Annotated in this window: 21 protein-coding genes; 10 read left to right on the forward strand and 11 right to left on the reverse strand. The window is 39.6% G+C overall.

Going from position 1 to position 21,522, the window contains the following annotated elements:
• Window positions 1-64 precede the first annotated feature (64 nt).
• Window positions 65-463 carry a winged helix-turn-helix transcriptional regulator gene (locus HII32_RS03125; protein ID WP_172188200.1) on the forward strand — a complete coding sequence of 133 codons (399 nt, stop codon included), beginning with the start codon at window positions 65-67 and terminating at the stop codon, window positions 461-463.
• 3 nt (window positions 464-466) lie between these two features.
• Window positions 467-838, forward strand: coding sequence for a DUF1304 domain-containing protein (locus HII32_RS03130; protein WP_172188202.1), 372 nt, complete (start codon window positions 467-469; stop codon window positions 836-838).
• Window positions 839-876: 38 nt separating this feature from the next.
• Here HII32_RS03130 and HII32_RS03135 read toward each other — a convergent pair whose 3' ends face one another.
• Window positions 877-2,436, reverse strand: a complete 1,560-nt coding sequence (locus tag HII32_RS03135; RefSeq protein ID WP_172188205.1) for a multicopper oxidase family protein — start codon at window positions 2,434-2,436, stop codon at window positions 877-879.
• Window positions 2,437-2,636: 200 nt separating this feature from the next.
• Between HII32_RS03135 and HII32_RS03140 the strand changes: the two genes are divergently transcribed.
• Window positions 2,637-3,380 (forward strand): DUF554 family protein, encoded by a 744-nt coding sequence (locus tag HII32_RS03140; protein WP_172188207.1) that lies wholly within the window; start codon window positions 2,637-2,639, stop codon window positions 3,378-3,380.
• Window positions 3,381-3,417: 37 nt separating this feature from the next.
• Here HII32_RS03140 and HII32_RS03145 read toward each other — a convergent pair whose 3' ends face one another.
• Window positions 3,418-4,419 carry a tRNA-dihydrouridine synthase gene (locus HII32_RS03145; protein ID WP_172188209.1) on the reverse strand — a complete coding sequence of 334 codons (1,002 nt, stop codon included), beginning with the start codon at window positions 4,417-4,419 and terminating at the stop codon, window positions 3,418-3,420.
• A 193-nt stretch (window positions 4,420-4,612) separates the two neighbouring features.
• Here HII32_RS03145 and HII32_RS03150 point away from each other — a divergent pair, with 193 nt between their 5' ends.
• From HII32_RS03150 to codA, 3 genes are all read left to right on the forward strand, one after another.
• Window positions 4,613-5,470: a GRP family sugar transporter gene (locus tag HII32_RS03150; protein ID WP_172188211.1), complete on the forward strand. Its 858-nt coding sequence runs from the start codon at window positions 4,613-4,615 to the stop codon at window positions 5,468-5,470.
• A gap of 87 nt (window positions 5,471-5,557) precedes the next feature.
• Window positions 5,558-6,955, forward strand: a complete 1,398-nt coding sequence (locus tag HII32_RS03155) for a cytosine permease (protein ID WP_172188213.1) — start codon at window positions 5,558-5,560, stop codon at window positions 6,953-6,955.
• A complete protein-coding gene (codA, locus tag HII32_RS03160) occupies window positions 6,945-8,180 on the forward strand; it encodes a cytosine deaminase (RefSeq protein WP_172188215.1) in 1,236 nt (411 codons plus the stop codon). Before HII32_RS03155 ends, codA begins: the two co-directional genes overlap by 11 nt.
• 37 nt (window positions 8,181-8,217) lie before the next feature.
• On the opposite strand, the gene HII32_RS03165 is transcribed toward codA, so the two are convergent.
• Entirely contained in the window at window positions 8,218-9,213 is a 996-nt protein-coding gene (locus tag HII32_RS03165; protein WP_172188217.1) for a zinc-binding alcohol dehydrogenase family protein, read from the reverse strand.
• Window positions 9,214-9,378: 165 nt separating this feature from the next.
• On the opposite strand from HII32_RS03165, the gene HII32_RS03170 reads away from it, so the two are divergent.
• Window positions 9,379-9,645, forward strand: a complete 267-nt coding sequence (locus HII32_RS03170) for a hypothetical protein (RefSeq protein ID WP_172188219.1) — start codon at window positions 9,379-9,381, stop codon at window positions 9,643-9,645.
• Window positions 9,646-9,842: 197 nt separating this feature from the next.
• Here HII32_RS03170 and HII32_RS03175 read toward each other — a convergent pair whose 3' ends face one another.
• Together HII32_RS03175 and HII32_RS03180 are read right to left on the reverse strand one after the other, a co-directional pair.
• A complete protein-coding gene (locus HII32_RS03175) occupies window positions 9,843-10,772 on the reverse strand; it encodes a DMT family transporter (RefSeq protein WP_172188221.1) in 930 nt (309 codons plus the stop codon).
• Window positions 10,773-10,913: 141 nt separating this feature from the next.
• On the reverse strand, window positions 10,914-11,543 hold the full coding sequence (locus tag HII32_RS03180) for an NAD(P)H-binding protein (RefSeq protein WP_172188223.1): 630 nt from the start codon (window positions 11,541-11,543) through the stop codon (window positions 10,914-10,916).
• A 125-nt stretch (window positions 11,544-11,668) separates the two neighbouring features.
• Here HII32_RS03180 and HII32_RS03185 point away from each other — a divergent pair, with 125 nt between their 5' ends.
• Both HII32_RS03185 and HII32_RS03190 read left to right on the forward strand, forming a co-directional pair.
• Entirely contained in the window at window positions 11,669-11,989 is a 321-nt protein-coding gene (locus tag HII32_RS03185) for a DMT family transporter (protein ID WP_172188225.1), read from the forward strand.
• Between the two features lie 327 nt (window positions 11,990-12,316).
• Complete coding sequence (locus tag HII32_RS03190) at window positions 12,317-13,300, forward strand: matrixin family metalloprotease (protein ID WP_172188227.1); 984 nt, start codon at window positions 12,317-12,319, stop codon at window positions 13,298-13,300.
• A gap of 107 nt (window positions 13,301-13,407) precedes the next feature.
• On the opposite strand, the gene HII32_RS03195 is transcribed toward HII32_RS03190, so the two are convergent.
• Together HII32_RS03195 and HII32_RS03200 are read right to left on the reverse strand one after the other, a co-directional pair.
• Window positions 13,408-14,271, reverse strand: coding sequence for a DegV family protein (locus HII32_RS03195; RefSeq protein WP_172188229.1), 864 nt, complete (start codon window positions 14,269-14,271; stop codon window positions 13,408-13,410).
• Window positions 14,272-14,392: 121 nt separating this feature from the next.
• Window positions 14,393-16,222 (reverse strand): hypothetical protein, encoded by a 1,830-nt coding sequence (locus tag HII32_RS03200; RefSeq protein WP_172188231.1) that lies wholly within the window; start codon window positions 16,220-16,222, stop codon window positions 14,393-14,395.
• A gap of 207 nt (window positions 16,223-16,429) precedes the next feature.
• On the opposite strand from HII32_RS03200, the gene HII32_RS03205 reads away from it, so the two are divergent.
• Window positions 16,430-17,950 carry an MFS transporter gene (locus HII32_RS03205; RefSeq protein WP_172188233.1) on the forward strand — a complete coding sequence of 507 codons (1,521 nt, stop codon included), beginning with the start codon at window positions 16,430-16,432 and terminating at the stop codon, window positions 17,948-17,950.
• A gap of 60 nt (window positions 17,951-18,010) precedes the next feature.
• On the opposite strand, the gene HII32_RS03210 is transcribed toward HII32_RS03205, so the two are convergent.
• The 4 genes from HII32_RS03210 to HII32_RS03225 all read right to left on the reverse strand — a co-directional run bounded on the left by HII32_RS03210 (window position 18,011) and on the right by HII32_RS03225 (window position 21,436).
• Window positions 18,011-18,808 (reverse strand): CPBP family intramembrane glutamic endopeptidase, encoded by a 798-nt coding sequence (locus HII32_RS03210; protein ID WP_172188235.1) that lies wholly within the window; start codon window positions 18,806-18,808, stop codon window positions 18,011-18,013.
• Window positions 18,809-18,958: 150 nt separating this feature from the next.
• Window positions 18,959-20,353, reverse strand: coding sequence for a DHA2 family efflux MFS transporter permease subunit (locus HII32_RS03215; protein WP_172188237.1), 1,395 nt, complete (start codon window positions 20,351-20,353; stop codon window positions 18,959-18,961).
• The gene (locus HII32_RS03220; RefSeq protein WP_172188239.1) at window positions 20,334-20,747 is read right to left on the reverse strand and encodes a MarR family winged helix-turn-helix transcriptional regulator; all 414 of its coding nucleotides are present in this window, start codon (window positions 20,745-20,747) and stop codon (window positions 20,334-20,336) included. The genes HII32_RS03215 and HII32_RS03220 overlap by 20 nt, the downstream gene beginning before the upstream one ends.
• A 185-nt stretch (window positions 20,748-20,932) precedes the next feature.
• On the reverse strand, window positions 20,933-21,436 hold the full coding sequence (locus HII32_RS03225) for a DUF1836 domain-containing protein (protein ID WP_172188241.1): 504 nt from the start codon (window positions 21,434-21,436) through the stop codon (window positions 20,933-20,935).
• Window positions 21,437-21,522 lie beyond the last annotated feature (86 nt).

The following is a 21,522-nucleotide window of genomic DNA, read 5'->3' on the forward strand; positions in this document are numbered from 1 at the left end:
CGCTTGTAACAAGTACGCACTTTTTAGTACAATAGGAACCTAAAAGTGCCTAAGGAGGGTTAATGTGCGAAAAATCTATAATATTGGTGTTGAAGCAACGCTAGACGTTATTGGCGGTAAATGGAAACCAATTATTTTGTGCCACTTAGGCAATGGTCCGATGCGAACCGGTGAATTAAAACGAGCCATTCCGCAAATTACCCAAAAAATGTTAACGCAACAATTACGCGAATTAGAAGCTGATCAAATTATTGATCGTAAAGTTTATCAACAAGTACCCCCCAAAGTGGTGTATCAACTAACAGATTATGGCACTACTTTAAGCCAAATTTTGGTGGATATGTCGGTGTGGGGTGAGCAACGCATTCAACGCTTAAAAGCGGCTGATGAACAAAATGAAATAAAACTGTTGGCCGATCATCAAGGTTACGTCAACGGGATGAATAATACGGAGGTGAAATAAATAATGGGAATTATCGCCAGTATCTTAGTAGTCATTGTCGCATTAGAGGCGATTGGCTTTATGATTTTAGAAATTTGGGGTAGTAATGAACTACTTCATCAAGCTTTTGGCATGGAATTAGATTTTTTGGCTAAACCAGCAGCACGAGTTGCTTTGGCCAACCAAGGAATTTATAATGGTTTTATTGGTGGGGGCTTATTATTTGCTCGTTTTGATTTTCCGGCGAACGCGCAAGTCATTGGTAGTTTGTTATTTACCAGTTTTGTTGTTATTGCTGGTATTTTTGGTTATGCTACGATTCAAAAAAAGAGTGTTTTCTGGGTGCAAAGTTTTCCAGCTATTCTAGCTGTTATCGCAATTATTTTAGGACGTTAAAAAAGAGTATGACAAAAGTCATACTCTTTTTTATTTGGTTACATATTCATATGACAACCACCAGAAGAATTGTCATCAGTATTCATGCCGGGCATCCAGACATCTTTAACATCAATACCTTGTTCCTTAGCAAAGGCGTTCATCAACGTATCCATATCCATTAAATGATAGGTTTGGGGATGATCGGGATCATACGATTCAATTTGAGCCATCATGCCACCATCTTCGTGTTCAATGATGTGGCAGTGATACATATAAACTCCGGTCAAATCAAACTTAACTTTAATGCGGATAGTTTCACCCGGGTTAACGGAAACCGTATCTTTTAAACCGTGCTCGTTAGGATAAGGTTCGTGTCCGTTTCTAGAAACGATGGTGAAAAGAGTTCCGTGCATGTGATATGGATGAAGCATACCAGCACCTTCAGCAGGATCATTGGTATTAGTAATATCCCAATATTCTACGTTGCCGACTTTTTGTTTATCATCAATGCGTTGCATATCAAATTTCTTACCATTAAGTGCCACTTCCTCATCCATGCCGTCTAAGGTTACTTTATGAACCTTAGTGCCCGGAGTAATATCAGGATCGGCAATATCAACTAGGTGTTCCGGTAATTGCGCATCAGTTCGTTTGAAATCGTGAATTCTAAAGGTAACCACGGGCGTATCGTCGGAATACAAAATGACCGTATCGCCAGCTTGATAATCACTAAAATCAACCACAATTTCAGCTCGTTCAGCTGCAGTTAACATTAATTTTTTGAGGTAAACGGGTTCTGGTAATAAGCCTCCGTCAGTACCAATTTCAGCAAAAGTTAAGTCATCACTAAAGTGCAGGCGCCATTCGCGGCGGTTAGCACCATCCAATAGTCGTAACCGTAGCTTTTGGGTAGTAACGTCAAAGTAAGGATTAATTGTACCGTTGATTACTGGTACGGGTCCTTGGACCCCATCTGGATCATAATCAGTGCGGTAATCGAATTGGTTATGTTCGTGGAATTTACGATCTTGTAAGACTACCGGAATGTCATCTACCCCGTAGTTACGAGGTAGTGGTAGCTTAGCTTCAACGTCATCTTTGATTAAGACCATGGTAGCCAGTCCTTTCCACACTTGAGTGGCGGTTGATGGACATGGATGAGCATGAAGCCAAAGGGTGGCTGCTGGCTGGTTGGCAGTGAAATCAATGTGGTTAGTTTCACCCGGATAAACTGGCGCATGACAACCACCATCAGTAATGGGACCAGAAACGTTTAAGCCGTGCCAGTGAAAGGTGGTTAATTCTGGCAGTTCATTTTTTAAATCAATATGAATATTTTTCCCATTTTCAAATACAATCGTTTGACCCAAGTAGGAAGAACCAGTATAGCCCCAGGTTTTAGTTTTTTCACCTGGTAAAAATTGAGTTTCACCCGGATTAGCCGTGACCGTGTAATATGTATCGGTGGCGGTATCCTTATCAGGCTTCAATAAGGTTGGAATAGCTAATGGTTTGGCGGTAGCATTGGCGGGAATAGCCAACGGAATATAAGCACCGTCATGGGTATTAAAGGCTCCTTCATCAAAGAAGTAACTATCATATACTTTGGCACACATAAAATGTCCCCCTTGCAAGATTTAGATTAGTATTACTGGCTCAATGATACCACGGTAACCGGTTTCTCACAGGGAGAAACCTTTTTATTTGGTGGTAATGATGGATTAATTTTTGGTTAGTGTTAACAAAAAATAAGTTCATGGTCACTAAATCTGTGATATGTTAGAATAGTTAGTTTTTTACGAAAGAAGATGAGATAGTGCCGATTGGACCATTTGTAGATTGTGCGTTAACCTTACTCGGCGCAGTGGTTGGGACGTTGTTAAGAAACTACGTCCCTAAAAATATGAAGGACCAAATGCCCCTAATTTTGGGCCTCATTTCGATGTCATTGGGGATTGTTATGTTGATTAAGATCCGCCAAACGCCGATTGTGGTACTAGCAACGGTGATTGGGAGTGCAATTGGAATTGGATTACATTTAGAGGATCATATTAAGAGTGGCTTGTTTAAGCTGTTACGTGGTCGAAGTAAACGAGAAAGTAATTTTTCGACGGAAACCATCGATAAATCTGAACAACAATTGAAAAATAATGATCGTTTGGAACAACTGATCGCTATTTTAGTGTTATTTAGTGTTAGTGGCATGGGAATTTTTGGTGCACTAAATGAAGGTATGACCCATAATTCGGATATGCTAGTTAGCAAAGGAATGCTAGATTTTGTTAGTGCGTTAATTTTTGCCACCTTGCTAGGAATGTTAGTAGCAGTGGCAGTAGTACCACAAGCAGTCGTGTTGTTCGGGTTATTTTACTCGTCGGTATTGATTATGCCGTTAATGACACCAGACATGGTGGGTAATTTTTCCGCGGCGGGCGGTATTTTGATGGTGGCAACGGGATTGCGGTTAAGTAACATCAAAACTTTCCCCATTGCGGATATGATTCCCATTTTAATTATTGTGATGCCGCTAACCTGGTTGTTAAAACCGGTGTTTGGTTAAATTAAAAAGGTCGCCCCATTCGGGACGGCCTTTTAATTTATTCAAAATTGGTAATCGGACTGTCTGCCAACATTTGCCGTACTTCATCCGTTGATTTAGCGTCCATTAATTGAGTCCGTAAATCAGCTGAGTGAGGAATACGCTTCACGTAAATTTTAAAGAATCGTTTTAAGGATGGAAAACGTGGATAGTCATATTTTTCGGCAAATTGATCAAATAAATCCAATTGCAATTTTAATAAAGCGATTAATTCTTGTGGGGTGTGTTGGTGAGGATGATTTTCAAAGGCAAACGGATTGTTGAAAATACCCCGACCAATCATGACGCCATCAATGCCGGGATGATCTAATGCTAATTGTTCCGCTGCATCACGATCACTGACATCACCGTTAATGGCTAATAAAGTATTCGGTGCAATTTCGTCGCGCATTTTAACGAGTTCATCAATATATTCGTAGTGAGCAGCTACTTTACTCATTTCCTGGCGAGTACGCACGTGAATGGTTAAAACTTGGACATCTTGCTTTAACAAGAATGGAATCCAGGTCTTAAATTCATTTAGGTCACTGTAACCTAGGCGCGTTTTAACGCTAACTGGTAACCCGGCTTCCTTAGCGGCTGCAATCACAGCTGCTGCCGATTCGGGATGACGAATTAAATCACTACCGCCATGATTTTTGATGACCGTTGCATCAGGACAACCCATGTTAATATCAATGGCTTCATAGCCCATTTCTTTAACCGCAAAAGCCGCTTTTCTAAATGGTTCGGCCTCGTTACCCCAAAGTTGGACGATGGGCTTAACTGGCTCATCAGGGGACACGTATAATCGCCCTCCTGCGGCGAATTTAGCCTTAGGATGCGTGACACTAATTGCGTTCACGAATTCAGTATTAATGACATCGGGGGCAGCGGCAGCATCGACTACCTGCCGAAAAACGGCGTTAGTAACGGCCTCCATGGGGGCCAAACTCAAAAAGGGACGGTGCTCAGCCCGTGCTTTGTCGGCAATTGCCTGCCAGTATGTTGAAAGCTCCACGTTTAAAATCTCCTTACTAATCCAAAGTTATCAATCAATTTTACCACGATTTGGGTGGTGGGCAAGTTATTCGCCAGTTTCAATCTAATTATATAGAAAAATTGGTATAACCAATTTTAGCTTTTTGCTTGTTTAATAACAGTTGAAAGGGTTATCATAAAGGTGTGAAATGTCACAACGGGAGAGTGAGAATATGAGTGTATTAATGTTACTTTTACCAGCGTTAGGCTGGGGGGTTTTACCATTAGCGATTCAAATTATCGGTGGTAATACCAAGAACCAAATTTTTGGAACGGCAATGGGTACCATGGTAGCTAGTATGGGGGTTTTAGTAGCGCTGCACGGAGTTCATATTTCGACGGCGGACTTTATTAAAGCGGCTTTGGCTGGGGCCTTTTGGATTTGTGGTCAGATCGGTCAATACGTTGCTTATGAAAACATTGGTGTTTCTAAAACTATGCCGCTTTCTACCGGTTTACAGCTAATCGGGACGTCTTTAATTGGGGTTTTGATGTTTGGTGAATGGAGTACGACTTCTGCCAAAACCTTAGGCTTCATTGGTATTGCAATGTTAGTAATTGGGGTCTTTTTAACCTCATATACCCAAAAAGGCGATAAACAAGGTAAAAACGTTAAAACTACATATACAGTGTTAATCTTAACCACGGTGGGTTATTTGATTTACAATACCATTCCACGTGGGATGGAATCGTCTGGTTTATCCATTTTCTTCCCTGAATCTGTGGGGATGCTTATCGGTGTGTTGATCTATTTATTTGCTACTCGGGATTTACATGCGGTGGTAGAAAAGAAGAGTTGGGAAAACGTTATTTCTGGTTTGATTTTCTCCGTAGCCGCTATTTCATACATCTTTTCAGTAAAAGAAAATGGTGTCAATACTGCCTTTGTGGTGGGCCAAGTTTCAGTGGTTATTTCTACTTTAGGTAGTTTAATTTTCTTACATGAACGTAAAACCCGTCGGGAACTAATATTTACCATTTTAGGGTTAATTGTGATTGTTGGCGGAGCCATTGTGACCACCATCAATTAATGATTGGAGGATAATCCGGTGACGGGTTATCTTTTTTTGTTAAAAAAACGCTAGCATTTTTTAGGCAACCGTGTATAATTTTTAAAAATGTGTCAAAAATCTGAAGGAGGATTTTTACAATTGAATAAATTATCTAAATATGCGGTTGATAGCATTCCAAGAGAGAATCGTCACATGACATATTGGGATATGTTTGCGACCTGGGTCGGAGCAAATGCCAATAACGGAACTTGGTTTGTGGGTGGCATTATTGCAGCGTGTGGCTTTTGGGGCGGTATTAAGGCCCTGATTATTGCTTCAAGTATTTCCTATATCTTTTTAGGATTGATCGGTTACATGGGTTACAAAACGGGAGTGACCACGATGGCTTTATCACGAGCCTCGTTTGGGATTCGCGGTAGTATTATTCCGTCTCTCGTAAATTTGACACAATTTATCGGTTGGACCGCCGTCAATACGTTTATTGCGGCGACGTCGATGTCTTACATTTTACATACTTTATTAGGATGGCCTGTGTTTGGTCATCCGGGCGGCAATCTAGGCTTGATTGTGGGAATCACGGTGATGAGTGCCCTGCATTTGCTAAGCATTGCGGCCGGCCAAAAATCGATTCAATTAATTGAACGAATTGGTATTATTTTGGTAATTATTTTTGTGATTTGGGAATCCATTATTGTCTTTCGCGATGTTTCATTTACCCAAATTACCCACTGGCGGGTTCCCAACGTGGCTAAAATGAAATTTGGGAGCGCCATCGATACTTTAGCTGCCTTTAACCTCGCTTGGGTGACGGCTGGAGCTGACTTTACTCGCTTTACTAATAAGTCGCAAACGGCGACTACAGCACCTTTTTTAGGAGCTAGTGTGGGAGTATTTTGGTTTGCCTTTATTGGCTTAACAGCCACAATTAGTATCGCCATTACTTCTGGAGTTTATGATCCTAATAATTCCGATCCTAGTACGATTGCCAATCGTTTGGGGCTAGGCTTAATTGCGATGGTGGTTATTGTGTTAACGAGTATGACGGCTAATGCGGTTAATTTGCAGGCGGCTGGTTCTGCTTTAAAAAACATGTTCAATCAATTATCGTTGCGGCAATCACTCTTGATCGTGACCATCTTAGCCACAATTGTCACCTTCATTCCGGTAATTTACGGCAGCTTCTTAGATACGTTTACGGCTTTCTTAGATTATGTAGGCATGGTATTAGGACCGATTATTAGTATTATGATAGTGGATTATTATTTTATTGCTAAACAACGGTATAATATAAACGAACTCGGTAATGGAAGCGGTAAATATTGGTATCACGGTGGCGTTCAGTGGCTATCCTTTGGCCTGTGGTTATTTGGAGTAGGCCTTTACTGGCTCTTGCAACAAGTCGCTTGGATTCAAACCTATACGGGAGCAACCTTTGTGGTGATGGTGGTAGTTGGCGCGATATATTACGTGATTAAGATGATGGAGGCACAACATGCTAATTAAACAGGTGTATATTGAAAATAACTCAGTTAAACAAGATGTTCGCATTGAAAATGGTCAATTTACAGCGATTGAAGCACAAATTGAACCATACGAAAACGAAGAAGTGATTGACGCTGATGGTAAATTATTGTTACCACCATTTATTGATTCACACGTTCATTTGGATGCTACGCTAACGGCTGGTGATCCAGAATGGAATGAATCTGGGACCTTGTTTGACGGGATCCGTATCTGGTCAGAACGTAAAAAAACCTTAACGAAACAAGACGTTAAGGAGCGGGCCCTTGCCACGTTAAAAAAGCAGGCCAGTCACGGGATTCAGTTTGTTCGTAGTCACGTTGACACGACTGATCCGAACTTTACCGCTTTAGAAGCGCTATTAGAGGTTAGAGATGAAGTGAAGGATTTCATGACCTTGCAATTAGTCGCCTTTCCACAAGAAGGTATTTTGTCATTTCCTCGCGGCAAAGAGTTATTAGAACAAGCGGTTAAAGATGGAGTAGATGTCATTGGTGGAATTCCTCACTTTGAATTTAACCGTGATTATGGGGTTGAATCACTTCGTTATTTAGTTGGTTTGGCCGAAAAATATGATAAGTTAGTCGATGTTCACTGTGATGAAATTGATGATCCTCAATCGAGAAATTTGGAAGTGTTAGCAACGCTAGCTTATGAAACCGGGTTAGGAGATCGTATTACTGCCAGCCATACTACAGCCATGGGATCTTATAATGATGCCTACACTTACAAATTAATGCGCTTATTGAAACTATCTGATATCAATATGGTTTCCAATCCACTAGTTAACATTCATTTAGGCGGTCGTTTTGATACTTATCCTAAACGACGAGGATTAACTCGCATTCAGGATTTAACTGCTAATGGTATTAACGTTTCCTTTGGCGAAGACGATATTAAGGATCCCTGGTACCCCATGGGGGATGGTAACATGCTAGATCCCGTTCATATGGGAATTCATGCGGAACAAATGATGGGCTACTCTCAAATTATGAATTCCTATGAATTTGTGACCAATAAGGCGGCCAAAACCTTACACGTGGCGGATCAATATGGGATTGAAGTCGGAAAAGCAGCTAACTGTTTAATCTTTAATGCAGCCAACTTCTATGATGAATTAAATGAGCGCAAGGAACTCTTGTACTCCATTCATAATGGTAAGATAATTGTTGAAACAAAACCGGCAGTGACTAAATTAAATCTATAAAAAAACGTCCCGAGTGATCGGGACGTTTTTTTGGTTATTAATATTTAATCACCAATTTACCAGTGGTATGACCACGGCGTAATTTTTCAAAAGCAGTAGTTAAAGTTTGAGCGCTAAGCCCATTAAAGACTTCGATTTTTTGAGGTTGTAGTTGATTTTCACCCATTAAATCGCCAATTAATTCTAAAATATTGCCTTGGCTACTTAAATCCACTCCGTATGATGATTTGGTAAACATAAATTCCCAATCAAAAGAAACAGCTTTATTTTTAATATCTGAAATCGCTAAATTAGAGTCAAGTTCGACAATGGTGCCCACGTGGCCTAAAGGAGCCACTAGACGGGCAACTTCATCCCAATAAGGCGCAATATTATAAAGGGCTACAATATTATTGATGGAGTTGGCTGGTAATTGGCGCAATCCTTCGTCACTATCTGAACGATAATCAATGGGATGATCTACGCCAATTTGTCGTAAATAATCAAACTTACGTGGACTGGCAGTAGCAGTAACCTCTAAACCGGCCCATTTAGCTAGTGGGATCAACATAGAGCCAACGCCCCCGGCCCCATTGATAACTAACAGTGATTGACCAGCATTACCGTTTGGTTCGGCCACTAAATGCATCCGCTCAAACATTAATTCAAAAGCGGTTAAACTAACTAAGGGAATAGCTGCAGCTTCTTCTAATGACAAGTTAGCAGGCTTTAAAGCAGCGATACGTTCGTCAACTAGCTGAAATTCTTGGTAACTACCATCACGAATGATCGAACCAGCGTAATAAATTATGTCGCCTTCTTTGAATTTGGTAGCGGCGTTACCGGTAGCAACCACTTTACCGACGGCATCATAACCTAAAATTTTAGCATTATCTTTGTTATCGTCGATATCTTCGAGCCGTTTTAGATCCACTGGATTAAGGCCAGCAGCTTGGACCTTTACCAAGACATCGTGGCCGGTGGGTTGCGCGATAGCGATATCACTATCGATTAATTGATGATTTTTAATAGTAACAGCGTGTTGGGTGGTCATAAAATTCCTCCTTTAGAAAATATTATTATGAAGTTAATGATTACTTACTCTTATTTTGATAATAGCACTTTGTGGGTGAAAAAAATAAATTCTCGTTTGAAAAATGGTAATTGTGCCGCTTTTTTTTTGCTATACTGAGATTAATTTAGAATTGGAGGCAACAAAATGATTGCAACCATTATTATGGCCATTGAAGTCATTATTTTAATTTTAATTTTTATGCAACGGCGTTTATTCAATGCTGGCTGGGGCTTGGTTACACCGATTGCCACTACCATTGTAGCGGTTGGTGAAACGACTTTGTTTAGATTTCAGGGAGCGCGGCTCTTTTCGTTATTTGATATTGGTTTTATCATTGTGATTATGATTTTAACTTGGGTAACTTATTGGATGTATAAACGACAAAGTCCATCCAAGCCTAAGCGAAAATGAAAATATTTTTCATCCTATTGAAAGGCATTGAAAATCAATGAAAGCAAGAAAATATTTTTCATTATTTAATTTAAGCACTTTCATTTGATCATTAAATGTGGCATACTTAGCTTAACTGCTTGCATTATTAAAATTCAAATTAAAGAAGCTGTAGCAAAATCAAAATTTTGCTACAGCTTCTTTTGCTAACTAAATAACTATTCAGATAAACCTTTGTTTTCCTTATTAGCACTAATTGCTTGGACGAATACAGTGGAAATAATTAACCCAGTTCCAATTAGTGAAGCAACGGAGAGATGGACGCTTAAAAAGAGGACGCCCAAAATGGTTGCTGATAACGGTTCACATGCATCAATGACGCTTGCAGTGGTTGGTGTAATGTAACTAAGACTAGCCAAAAATAAAAGATATCCCATCATGGTACCACCGACAATCACAAAGGCGATCATTAACCACGCCATTGGATCAGGAGCTGGGACTGAACGCCAAATAGGGTGATAGAAACTAAATAAAATACTACCAATTAACATTGACCAGCCGACGACTGAAACCGCACCGAATTCTTTAATTAAATTAACCGGCATAATGGTGTAAACGGCGGCACCAACAGCTGATAATAGGCCCCAAAAGACGGCCATTGGTGGTACTGAGAGGGTATGTAGTTGACCCGAAGTAACTACTAAAAAAGTCCCTAAGGTGGCCATAATTACTGATAACATATCTAAACGGCTAGGCCATACTCGATGATAAATTGCTAATGCGATAATAATTAAAGTAGGGTTTATAAATTGTAGGACTGTGGCTGTAGCACTATTTCCGGCTTGAATAGCGAAAAAATAGGTGGCTTGAATGCCCATCATGCCAAAAATACTGAATAAAAATAACATGATAGCATTGTGCTTAGTCCGCCAGATGTCAAAAACGTGGGTGCCTTCTCGTTTAGCATCAACGATGATGAGCAAAATACCGGCAATCATCATTCGGGCGCCAACTAACCAACTCGCGTTGACGTTATAGTTATCGAAGAGAACCTGAGCGACGGTACCACCGACTCCCCATAACGTTGTCCCAATAATTGCTAACCAAATGCCTCGCGGCTGATTCTTCATTGTATTCCCAACTTTCATATGGATAAGATCTTATCACCTAGTGTAACCAATTTCATGATGAAGGGCAAAGGTCGGTGCAGTGAAGTCTTATCTTATAAAAGAAAATGGTATTTTGACATTAAGTCAAAATACCATTTTTACGGTCTTAATTGCAATAAGTTAAAAAGCGGCGGCAATGGGAGTGTTACCACTATGCATTGTCACAATTTTACGGTAAGTGACGGGTTTGTTTAGCATGGTAGCCAGAGTTTCTGCCACGTCTTCGATCGGATTTTTTCCGCCATCGGTTACGTTAATGGTGATTTTACCGGTTCCAGCGTCTTCCGTTAAAGTAGCTGGTTGCAGAATTGTGTAATTAGTTTTGAAATTATCTATAACCCAGGTGTCAGCAAAATACTTGGCGATATTATAATCAGTCAAGTCAGCTAAACCAGGAAGGTCCCAGTGACTAGGTTCAGTAGCAAATAATGAGCTGAGCAAAATGAAACGATCGATACCGTTTGCTTGGGTAGCTTGAGTCACTTTAACGGCCCCAAAAGCATCCGTTTGCAGCAAATCATGACCCCGAGATCCAGCCACAAAATAGACGGCGTCCATCCCATTAAGCACTTGGCCAATTTCAGCCACGTTAGCGTGAAGGTCCAATGTTACTTTATGGATTAATTCACCGCTGGCACTGATATTTTCCGGCCGCCGCGCACCAGCATAAACTTCATAGCCGTTTTCGGCTAAAATGGCGGTTAATAAATTCCCAACTCGACCACTAGCACCAACAACAAAAATTTTCATATTAAGTCCTCCTCTTAATGATTATTTACTATCTAGGATACTCAAAATAAGTTCAAATAGATAGTCAGGCGGTTTGCTTCTCCTCATAAAATTTGCTAATCTCAAAGAAATTAGGAGGACATTACATGAATTGGATTTATTTAATTATTGCCGGAGTATTTGAAGTTGTCTGGGCGGCTACGATGAAGTTAAGCCAAGGATTTAGTCATTTAGGCTATGGCATCGCTACTTTAATCGGATTAGTATTAAGTTTTGTCTTTTTAACGTTAGCCACTAGATCATTACCACTAAGTATTGCCTATCCGGTTTGGACAGGAATTGGGGCAGTCGGATCCATCATCGCGGGAGTAGTATTATTTCACGATCAATTACCACCGGTTACTTGGATTTTTGTAGTTTTATTAATTGTTGGATTGATTGGCATTAAGGTTACTAGTGGGCATTAAGACTAGCTATTAAGAGCTAGTCTTTTTATTTGGGTATAAAAAAAGACCGCCGTAAACGGCAGTCCCGGTGGGCGTTCAAAATACGTTGAACAACCTACCACGATTCGTCAACCAACCTATAGTAGTCGGAGGTGGTTGAACGCGCAGCTACGCGCGGGCGTGCAAAGCACGCGGTGACATCTCTGTCACCTAGATTTGGCACCTACAATTTAATTATAACATTCTATTTAATTAATTGCCAGAAAGTAAAAAACGCCAAAATTGTCACCCCGGTTAACTATCCCTTATACTTAAGTTAAGTTCTAGGGGGAGCTGGAGGTGACGATAATGGATTACCCAAGCTTTAGTAAGCTACTACTGGTGGGATTTGCTATCGGAACAATTTTTGGTGGCACCTCGATTCAAGCCGCTACCATACATCCCACTCCTCAGCATGCATGGCGGTACTCGCAAAAAAGTGCGTGGTACCATGATGATTCAACTTCCAAGTATTACCGCCAGGTCTGGGACAAGGCCAATGCAACTTGGAGTAAAAAGGGGTTTAACTGGAAGAAGACTAAGGGCAGTTCTAAAACCACGGTTAAAAATGTTAAATCAAATGATATCGCCTGGGTGGGAATGACCTGGACGAATAATCCGAGCGGAATGTATATTCATAAAAATTTAGTGGTAGTTAATCAAACACTACTAAATAAGTTGAGATATACCAAACAACAACAAATTAACGTGGCCGCCCATGAGTTAGGACATGCGTTAGGAATTCATCATAATCACGATAATAGTATCAGTGTGATGAACCCAGCTAATCGGTACTATGGCATTCAAAATTGTGACGTAGCGGGAATGAAAAAAATATATAGTAAAAAATACGTTGGTCGCAGTAAGCTAAAGAGCTTAGCAACAACCAATGTCTCACGGGGGTTCGTAAGTCATGATTATGCTAGTGAAACGATTAAACAGCCAGCAGCATTGAAACTGCAGGCTAAAACGATTGTGCGCGCAAAAGTTGCTCAGGTTTCCGATGATCAGGATTTTTATAGCCGGATTAAGTTACAGCAGGTTGAAGTTTTAAAAGGTAAATTCGATGCTAATAAGAACGTGCGACAATCTGGAAACTCATTTAATGACGTTGCTGATAGTCAGGTATTAAAGACTGGTGAAGAAGTTATTTTAGCTCTAGCTGATAATGGTGATCATTATTTACCGGTCGCTAGCGGTAATAGTATCTTTGTGGCAACCGCTCAAGCCAACTCTTATCAACAACTATCAACCGGATTGCACTTTGAATTAGCGGATTTTAATTTGAATTAAAATGCAAACTATAATGCTAACCAGTGTGCGTTCGAGTGCGTTTTAAGCGCGAACTTAGTGTTAAAAGAATAAATAAAAAAGGTTCGCATTAAGCGAACCTTTTTTATTTAACTTTCATTAATCCAAGACAAAGCAAAGGCATTAGTTCCCACATGAGTACCGATAACTGGACCAATTTCATCAATTTCGGTGGACACATCTGGGAAACGAGTTTTGAAATCTGCTGCCCATTTTTCTAGTGCTGAAACATTATTAGTTCCCATAAACATTACATGAAGTGGTTGGGTACTCTTTTCATAAATTGCTTTGAAACGTTCCTCAATGTTGGTTAAGGCTTTTTTCATGGTTCTAATTTTACCAATCGGAATAATTTGGTGAGAGTCTTTTGAAAGGGTCAAAATAGGTTTGATTTTTAATAATCCGCCAGCTAAGGCCCCTGTTTTGCTCAAACGACCGCCAGTTACCAAATTCTTTAAATCATCAACAACAAAGAAAACTCCCATCGAAGCTCTAAGCTGGTCTAACTTGGCAATAATTTGGTCTAATGATTTGTTTTCTTTAGCCATTTTAGCGGCTGTTTTAACTTGGTAGCCCATTGGTGTTAACGCCATATGGGAGTCGTACACAACGATTTGAGCGCCTTCGTAATGTTGGGTAAACATCCGCAAATTATCCACAAAGCCGGTAATGCCAGCAGTTAAATGAATACTGATAATTTGGTCGTACCCTTTTTCTACTAAATCATCATAAAGTGAAAGCATCATTTGAGGTGTAGGTGGAGCTGTCGTTGGTAGCTTAGTGAGGGTGGGTAATAGAGCGTAGAACTCGTCATTGCTCATACCGATTCCTTCTGGGTAAATGTTGTTGTTAATCGTAAATGTGATTGGAACAACGTAGACGTTACTAAGTGCAGCCACTTCATCAGGACTCAATGAAGCAGTGCTATCGGTTACAATCGCAATTTTACTCACAGGCATTAACCTTCCTTTATTAAACAAATTTATGGGACATATATTTATTAGACTTAGACTAGTTGGATTCAGAGCTAGTGTCAAGATAACCGCTTTAACTGTGGTGATAATTTAATAATTGTTATTTGGTACTTTTAGTTAATTGTGAATCTTTAAACGAGGCGGGATCAATTTCGGTAATTCCGGTTTCATCTGTGTTTTTGGTTTTAAAGCGAACTTGATCACCGGCAGCAATGAAGCGAGTTACGGCGGTGAAGTTTTTATCATCAGTTGGTAAAGCGTAGACACCGGGTTGATTCTTTAAGATAAATAAAATTCGGTTATTAGTTTCGGGTAAGAGACGATAAATACTACCCTTGATGGTCTTTCCAGCCGTGCTATCGGCCACACTAACCTTATTGCCTAAACGTTGGTTAAATAAAGCTAGCGTGCTTTGTGCGTCGTCACCAACTGCATAGGTACCACTTTGGTTATTGCCATCGGCTAATAGGTAAACGTACTTCATGAACGAATTATTATCGCGATCTAGCATTGATACTACCCAAGTTGGTTTGTCTCCGACCCGATAAAGCAGTGGTAAAGTTCCCTTGTAGTTTTGGGGATTGATATCTTGTTGAGCGTAAGAAATAGCTCGTTCGGGGGTCATCACGTTGCCATGTTCGCGGTAATAATGCAAGGTATTAGTGCGGGCATCAATAAAGGAGTAACCCAAAATGGAACTTTGGTGTTCATTAATACTGGTCATGCCGGTGAAATAGTAAATTCGACCTTTATAAGCGTAAGGGGTTAAATGATCTTGACCCTCAGTCCCAGCTTTAGTAGGCTTCATGACACCATTGTGACCGCCCCATTGAGTCGAGTTCCAAAAACCATTTCGATATTTACCAAATAGTTTAACTTCTTGAGCGACCCAATCGGGACTAACCGCGATATCAACGAAACTGGGAACGTTATCCGGATTATAAAGTTTCACTTGACCGGTCACTGAGTTAAGTACGGCGACCTTGTATTTACGATAGTTATAGTTGCGGTTTAGATACGAAATTGGTTTGGCCAAAGTTCTCACATAATAAGGCGTTCCGTTATTATCAATTTCTAATTGAGCGGTTTTACCGACCATGGTGTATCCCAGTGAGTGGGCGCTAATGCGGCGATCAGCATCGTTATTGAAGTAAGCACTAGGAGTGTACTTCATGGATCGTTTCACAAATTTAGGATCGGCATTTTTATCAGTAGCGTTGGTCATAAAGTAACCGGGTACCTTGCGGTAGTGAATGTAACGCCAGAAGCCACCAGAAAAGTTAACGGGCGCAACGTAAACCATTTTGCCTTTGTACATTTGTACTCGCATTTGGTTTAAATCATATACATTAGAATTTTTGAAACTATTAAGCGAGTTGTTCATATCAGTTTGAATAGTTTGGGGCGCATTAACGACTGGTGTTTCATCGCTATTTTTAATCACTGGCATCGGAGCACTTTTAGTGTCGTTAACAATTTCAGTTTTAATGGATTTAACCGAAGGATGGGGATTCATCGTAGTGACGATACTAGAAATACTGCCCAGAATCAGGAAGGCTACGATAGCTAAGACTCCCGTAATGGTGAGCTTTGAGAGCCAGCTGACGGTTCCAGAAAAACGGCTAATAATGCGTTGAATAAGCGGGTTGTCACTGCTGCTGACTTTGTTATTGGATTTTTCAAATTGGCGAAAAACAATCACAGCAATTATCCCAACGATAAACCACATCAACCAACCGTTAATTAAAGCCGGATATGATAGGTCCGGTAAGTTGAAGTAGGTATTGAAATAAGAAACGATAAATAAAGCGATGAAGCCAATCAAGCCCCAGAAACGCTGCTGGCGGTTGCTAATTACTAAAAACCAGATTAGCGGAATCACCAGCCCCGATAGTTTAACGAGAGCGATGAGTGCAAAATAAAGTAACATGAAAGTTCCTCCCAATGGTTTCCTCTTAAATTAGCTTCATTATACAGGTAAGAAAGGGATTTGGATATGTCGATAGGAAATGAGTTATAAAAAACGAACCGTTTTCATAAGTTTTGTAAACTACCTTTATTTTTTCATAAAAAAGTTATAGTATGGTAATTAATAACTTACACATTTTTAGCCACTAATAGAGGAGAGTTTGAACTTTTGTCAAAACGAAGTATCGCCATTGTCACGTTTGCCTTACTGTTATCCAATGCCATGAGTGGTTTGGATAGTACCATTATTAATACGGCCCTGCCAGCCATTATCAGTGATTTACATGGTTTGGAGTTAATGGGGTGGATTGTGGCGGTATTTTTATTGGGAACCGCGGTGACCACACCACTCTGGAGCAAGCTAGGAGAACACATTGGCAATAAGGCCGCCTTTCAAATAGCGACGTTATTGTTTGTAATTGGTTCTTTTTTGCAAGGAATGTCACCAAATATTATTTTCTTAATTGCTGCTCGAACCCTAATGGGGATGGGTAGTGGTGGGATGGTTTCCATTCCTTACATTATTTATGCCAGTCTATTTGTAGATCCACGAAAACGAATGAAAGTTCTAGGATTTGCTACGGCCAGTTATAGTGCGGCTAGTATCATTGGTCCCTTAGCGGGAGGCTGGATTGTCGATACTTTTTCTTGGCATTGGGTTTTTTATTTGAATGTACCAATTGGGTTATTGGCCATTATCATTGTGCAAATATTTTTCAAAAGTTCACAAATTCCCGATCATTCACAACCCGTTGATTATCTAGGAGCTGGCTTAATGACAGTTGGTTTAATCACTTTGTTAACCGGAATTGAAGAAAGCGGCGTATTGTCCAATCAAATCGTATTCATTATGATTGCTGTGGGAGCAGGGGTAATCGCATTAATGTTTGTTGCTGAAGAACATGTTGCTGATCCAATTATTCCGAGTCGGTTGTTTAAAAATAAAACGTTATTAATTGATTTTGTTATTTTTGCCTTAGTTTGGGGCGCTTTTATTAGTTTTAATATTTACGTACCTATGTGGGCTCAGGGCCTATTAGCTACGTCCGCTATTATTGGTGGGGTAACGCAAGTGCCAGGTTCATTCACCAATTTCGGTGGTTCAGAGGCGGTTCCAGGGATGCGCAAAAAATTCAATCCTAACCAAGTCATCGGTATTGGAATTTTGATGATTGCGATTGCGTTTGTTATTTTGGTCGCTGCTGGAGTCAAGGCACCATACTGGATTTTACTGGTCGCGGGAGTATTTGAAGGTTTTGGTAATGGAGTTTGCTTTAATGAATTACAAGTTAAAGTCCAACAAGATGCCGCCAAAGAAGATGTAGCCGTTGCGACGTCTTTTAGTTTCTTAATTCGAATGTTAAGTCAAATGATGATGTCGTCAATTTATGGGGTTATTTTAAATAACGCTTTGTATCGGGGAATTCGTCAGGCTCATGGTCAAATTACTATGAAAATGATGAATAAACTTAGTGATGCTAACAGTTTGAATCAATTGCCGAGTGCTTTTTTACCATTAATGCGTCGAATTTTACATAGTGGTATTCACGATATCATGTTGGTCGGCTTGGTGATGTTACTTTTCACTGAAGCAGTTAATTATTATGAACAACAACGAGTGATGGTTGCGCCTAAATTAAGTGTTCATGATCGCATGAGTCGCCTCTTTGGTCATCGCGTCGCTCATTAATTGAATTGATAAATTGATAAAAAAACCAGCCGGGTCGATTACCGAGCTGGTTTTTATTTTTTATGAATTTAAGAAGTGGGCAATCATAACTATGGCAAAGATGACTGTATCCCAGGCAAAGTGACAGAGATATGAGACCCAAAGGTTCTTGGTGCGGATGTAGACGCCGTTGTAGAAAAGACGGGACATACCAATAATGATAAACATTTGAGCGATATGCCAATCGTAAGCTGAAAAATGCATAAAACCAAATACAATGATAGAAACGATGGTTCCAATCCAAAGGGCACCACCACGACTGACGTGCCAATATTTATTAGCTAAAGTTGCAAAAACTAACATTAAAATGATGGCTAGTAATTCTTCTGATAAGAGACTAAAAGCATCACTAATTGTGGTTATGACAAAAACGACAATCATTTGTAGTGGTGAGACGTTTTCGGTGAAAGCCTTGGCACCACCATTGTCAGCGACGGTAGAAAACATAGTAACGATATTTTCAGCAACCGAACTGTAAATAGTGGCGAGAGTTAAAGCGATAATGCCGGCAAAGAAATCCTTAAGTGTGATTTTATGAAAGAAAGTCTTTAGTGTATTTTTCGCTAAATAACGAAGCATCAATGCTAATAAAATTAGTGGTGCAAATGTTTGCACAAATTGTAGTGGTAAGGCCAACAGCATGTTATCTTTATCAAAATCAATTAATTGTGGCACAATTCCTACAAAAAATAGCAATGGCGTTAATATTGCGATGAGCCACAACCTGCCTTGTGACAATGGTTGAGTATCATCTAAAATGGGAAAAACTCGATTATCGTTTTTCCGCTCTAAAAAACTTTTCCCCTCAGTATTATTCATAATATAATCCCCCTGTAAATTATATTTACAATCTTAATATAACTTTTTAATTATTTAACTTCAAAGGTTTTGCCTTGTGAAATACCAATGATATCTGAAATTAAAAGAAGCCAATCGTGATCACGATTGGCTTCTTTATTGTAAAAAATATTAACGTGCTAGTTGTTGGTTACCTAATTTAAACGTGAAATGATACAAAATGAAATTAATGAAAATCAATAAACCAACAAACATAAATGCGTGTTGAGTGCCTGATTGCATCACCGTAGCGGCATTAGTACCAGTACCAGAAGCTAGGAAACTCGAAGCAACGGCCGTTCCAATAGAACCTGCAAATTGTTGCATGGTATTAAAGATAGCGTTAGCATCGGCTTCTTGCTCGCGTCCGACGATGGTTAAAGCATAGGTCATAGTGTTAGAAAATGACATTGTCATTCCAATTGCAAACAAAGTGTAGTAAACCAAGATGAGTGCGGGTGATAGATTAAAACAAGAAACGGCAAACAAAATGATAGCTAAAAAGTAGACGGTGTTGCCGATGGTGATAGGACGTTTAGCTCCCATTGTATCGTACATTCGGCCCCAAACTGGATTAAGTAATCCTGAAATTAAACTCCCAGGAAGCATAATAATGCCGGCAATTAGGGAAGTGGCATGATCAGCAATTTGGGCGTAATTAGGAAGCACGAAGTTAATTCCAATGTTGGTAAATTGAATGAAAATGTAAGCAATCAGAGCCATTGTGAAAACAGGATTTTTGAAAATATTGATATTAACTAAAACACGTTGGCTATGATTGGAAATGACGATGAAAGCCCATACTGCAAGTAACATTACAATCAATGCTAACCCAAATTGACCATTAACCCAGCCTAAGGTGCTGACGGTGTTAAAGCCAAGGGTCAAACTGACGAAAATAACTGCTAATAAGAACAAACGGAGCCAATCGAATTTTTCTTGTCTTAATGGAGTAATTTGCTCAATAGCAAGTCCCATGATTAAGCCAATAATCATTAAAGGTAATACTATCCAGAAAATATCGCGCCAACTTAAGAAGTAGACAACTACCCCGCCGAATGTGGGTCCTAAAGCGGGAGCCAGTGAAATAATTAAACCACCAAGGCCCATGAAAACACCACGTTTGGCCATTGGAGCTCGTTCTAAAATGATATTAAATAAGAGGGGCAAAGAAATTCCAGTTCCCATTGCTTGAATTAAACGACCGATTAATAATATTGAGAAGTTACCGGCTAAGGCACAAACCAAATCACCCACAATGGCTAAGATAGCTCCGGCCATGAAAATATTACGTTCTTTAAAACGTCCTTTAAGATAGGAAGAACAAATAATAACTAAGGAAACCATCAATAAGTAACCGGTAGTTACCCATTGAATGGTATTTAAATCAACGTGAAATTGCTTGGTTAAAGTGGGAAAGGTCACGTTCATTGAAGTTTCAATTAAAACGCCGATGAAGGCCATGATAGCAGCAGCTATGATGGCAAGGATGTCGCGTTGAGACATTTTATCTGTATTTGGTTGCATTTTTTGCTTTCTCCTGTTCGTGTGATATGGCAGATTTAAGTAACAACGGTTGAATAATGTTTCGTTCTTCCGTTGTTAAATTACCGAACGCCAATTTTTCGGCGTGCTTAGTTAGCTCAAAAAGGGGTTGGCGTAAATCTTCACCTGCGGCAGTTAAATAAAGATGGCTAATACGTTTATCGGTAGCATCAGGTTGGCGTTTTAAGTAGCCGAGCTTGATTAATTTAGCGACAGCACGGGTGATAGTACTATGATCTAAAAACATGATTTTGGTAAGATCATCTTGAGAGGCCCCGGGATGATCATGAATGAAGAAAATGAAAAAGTAGTTATTTTCATTAAGACCAAATTGTTTAACGTTGCGTTTCAAATCATTTTGAACGATTCGACTCAAGATACTAATCCCTTGAACGTGGTCTTCGCTTTCTTTGAATGTGATGATGTCGCCCTCCTTTTATGTGCGAAAGCACATTTAATGACGAAGAATAGTGTATGACTTATTTTCAATATTGTCAAATATTCACTGAAACAAAATGAAAAGAAGCTAATACTCCGCGAATATTAGCTTCTTTTATATATTTATTCCATTAAATCAGCCGAAATTAGACTTAGATTGTTGGCTACTAAATGATTAACTACCGTTTGATATAGCACGGTTCTGATTGCCATACTTTCAAAATCAGTGACCGCATTGGCTTGTTTTCTTAGATTCAATAGTTCATCGTTGAATTTCGCCGTAAATTCAGTAAAAGCATCTTCTAAACTAATATCGTGTCCGGCAATTTCAATGCCATTTTTTATGTAGTCTAATGAAAAGGCGGATTTTAAAACACTGACAATGATAATTTGGGCGAGACTATGTCTGGTATAACGCTTTTTGATGGGTTTATCTACTAAGCCTAATTTAACATAGCTGTTAATCATCGTTTTGGTAATTGGTGTTTCTGTAAATGGTGTAATATAGTGATTTACACAATCTATGAGTTGATCCATATACAAGTCAAGTTTGGGTAAATCAGTCCAGTTAGGTAGCTGATTTTGCCGATATTGGGTCAACCAATTCTCGAAGTTCTTAGCTTCCATAAAAATCCCCCCGTAGTTAACTATGTTGTTTCATTATACTCGTTTTAAACGGACAAGGTAAGGTAGAATTTAAATCTATTTAACCT

The organism is Lentilactobacillus kribbianus, from assembly GCF_013184075.1.
Taxonomy (GTDB): Bacteria; Bacillota; Bacilli; order Lactobacillales; family Lactobacillaceae; genus Lentilactobacillus; species Lentilactobacillus kribbianus.

Coding starts and splice junctions, on each gene's coding strand:
- HII32_RS03130 (WP_172188202.1), top strand. CDS start 467: ATGGGAATTATCGCCAGTATCTTAGTAGTCATTGTCGCATTAGAGGCG.
- HII32_RS03135 (WP_172188205.1), bottom strand. CDS start 2,436: ATGTGTGCCAAAGTATATGATAGTTACTTCTTTGATGAAGGAGCCTTT.
- HII32_RS03150 (WP_172188211.1), top strand. CDS start 4,613: ATGAGTGTATTAATGTTACTTTTACCAGCGTTAGGCTGGGGGGTTTTA.
- HII32_RS03155 (WP_172188213.1), top strand. CDS start 5,558: ATGTGTCAAAAATCTGAAGGAGGATTTTTACAATTGAATAAATTATCT.
- codA (WP_172188215.1), top strand. CDS start 6,945: ATGCTAATTAAACAGGTGTATATTGAAAATAACTCAGTTAAACAAGAT.
- HII32_RS03165 (WP_172188217.1), bottom strand. CDS start 9,213: ATGACCACCCAACACGCTGTTACTATTAAAAATCATCAATTAATCGAT.
- HII32_RS03170 (WP_172188219.1), top strand. CDS start 9,379: ATGATTGCAACCATTATTATGGCCATTGAAGTCATTATTTTAATTTTA.
- HII32_RS03175 (WP_172188221.1), bottom strand. CDS start 10,772: ATGAAAGTTGGGAATACAATGAAGAATCAGCCGCGAGGCATTTGGTTA.
- HII32_RS03180 (WP_172188223.1), bottom strand. CDS start 11,543: ATGAAAATTTTTGTTGTTGGTGCTAGTGGTCGAGTTGGGAATTTATTA.
- HII32_RS03185 (WP_172188225.1), top strand. CDS start 11,669: ATGAATTGGATTTATTTAATTATTGCCGGAGTATTTGAAGTTGTCTGG.
- HII32_RS03190 (WP_172188227.1), top strand. CDS start 12,317: ATGGATTACCCAAGCTTTAGTAAGCTACTACTGGTGGGATTTGCTATC.
- HII32_RS03200 (WP_172188231.1), bottom strand. CDS start 16,222: ATGTTACTTTATTTTGCACTCATCGCTCTCGTTAAACTATCGGGGCTG.
- HII32_RS03210 (WP_172188235.1), bottom strand. CDS start 18,808: ATGAATAATACTGAGGGGAAAAGTTTTTTAGAGCGGAAAAACGATAAT.
- HII32_RS03215 (WP_172188237.1), bottom strand. CDS start 20,353: ATGCAACCAAATACAGATAAAATGTCTCAACGCGACATCCTTGCCATC.
- HII32_RS03225 (WP_172188241.1), bottom strand. CDS start 21,436: ATGGAAGCTAAGAACTTCGAGAATTGGTTGACCCAATATCGGCAAAAT.